Annotated in this window: 1 protein-coding gene; it reads right to left on the bottom strand. The window is 69.4% G+C overall.

The features are described from left to right. Positions 1–11: 11 nt before the first annotated feature. Positions 12–1655 (bottom strand): IS1634 family transposase, encoded by a 1644-nt coding sequence (locus RF638_RS15930; protein ID WP_129702504.1) that lies wholly within the window; start codon positions 1653–1655, stop codon positions 12–14. Between the last annotated feature and the right edge of the window lie 45 nt (positions 1656–1700).

Here is a 1700-nt window from a genome sequence, read left to right as displayed (position 1 = left end):
CCTGAGTTGGCTCATTCGTTTAGTGCGTGATTTTCGGGGTCGCGGATGGCGTCGAGGACGGCCTGCTGCTCGGCCGGGATGACCGGGGCGAAGGTCTGGGTGGCGCCGTTGATGGCGATGGTCGCTGCACGCAGCGGGCGCAGCTGCCGGATGACGTTGCGGATCGCCAGCCCGGTGCGGGCCTGCACGGTGCGGGAGAGGGCCAGGGCGGTGAACACGATCGTCAGGTGCGCCTCGATCGCGTCGCGGGTGCGGTGGAACATGGGCCTGGCCCGCAGATCGGTCTTGGACATCCGGAAGGACTGCTCGACGTGCCACAGGTCGTGGTAGGAGCCGATGACCTCACCGGCGCCCATGATGTGGGCGGGGATGTTCGTGACGTAGCCCTTCAGGCCCACCAGCGCCCGGGCACGGGCCAGCGATGCCTCGTCCAGGGCGCGCGCCCCGTGGGTCGTCTTCACGAACCTCGGGGTCCGCGCGGCTTGCTCCCCGGCGACGACCGCCCGCGCCCGGCTCTCCTGGGCTGTGAGCGTCGCACTGTCACGCACGGCCCGTTTGCGGGAGTACGCCCACACCGCCCGCCACGAGCCGGGGTGTTGGGCGGGGTCCCACACCGGTTCGGCGCGCAGCAGGCGGTTGTTCTCGCTTGTGCGCCCTGTCATGGGGGTGATGGTGTCGATGACCTGGCCGTCGGTGAACGCGTCTCCGTGCCAGCGGAAGTGGGAGGCGAGATCGATCGGGGCCTTCGTCGCCCGCGAGCCCACGATGAAGCGCAGGCCCGCCTCGTCGAGCTCGCGCAGGTTCGAGGCCGAAAGCATCCCGGCGTCGGCGACGACGACCATGTCGGCCAGACCGTGGCGGGCCTGGAACTGTTTGATGATGGGGACGATCGTGGTGGTCTCGGCCTTGTTGCCCTCGAAGCAGCCGATCTCCAGGGGGAACCCGCCGCGGTCCACGAGCAGGCCCACGACGATCTGCGGGTCCACCCGGCGTTCCTTGGAGTAGCCGACCTTGCGTAGCTCGTCTTCCTTCTCGGCCTCGAAGTACAGCGTCGTGACGTCGTAGAGCACCAGGGAGACATCGCCGCTGGTGGCCGCGTGCTCGAAGCACAAGGTCGCGACCCGGTCGCGATACTCGCCGGGCCCGGCCCGGGCGAGCGTGCGTTTCATGGTCGCGTAGCTGGCCGGGGCCCTGCCCAGGTCCCTCAGGATGCGGCCGGCATCGAGCAACGAGGTCGGCTCCACGACCCGGGCGATCACTAGGTCCCGGAACACCGCATCGTCCAGCGCGTCGAACCCCAGATCCGTGAACACCGCGGCCAGGGCCTCGAACAGGATACGGCAGTCGGTGGCCACGACCTGGCCCGGGCCCTCGCGCCTGCCGGTCGGCGGTGGCTCGGGAGCATCGAACAACCCCGGCTCACCGGCAGGTGGGACCAGCGGTGCGATCGGTGCCGCCGGTTCGACACCGAGGTCCAGCACACCCTGGGCGGAGTCTTCCAGCAGGTCGCGTCCCTTTTGCAGCAGTAGGCCCAGCTCGGCTTCGGTATGGGCCGAGCCGAGGTGCTGCACGATCCGCTGGCGCCCGTGGGCGTACTCAGCGATCTGCACCGCCGTCGCGCCCGAGGCCGTCCGCACCCGCCTGATGAACACCACACCACGACTCTAGAACCATCCAATTAGTGCGTGAAACCGCCCCAA

It is taken from the genome of Kocuria sp. CPCC 205235 (assembly GCF_040980905.1).
GTDB lineage: Bacteria > Actinomycetota > Actinomycetes > Actinomycetales > Micrococcaceae > Kocuria > Kocuria carniphila.
The sequence above is the reverse complement of the archived record's forward strand: the minus strand, read 5'-3'. Positions and strand labels throughout refer to the sequence as shown.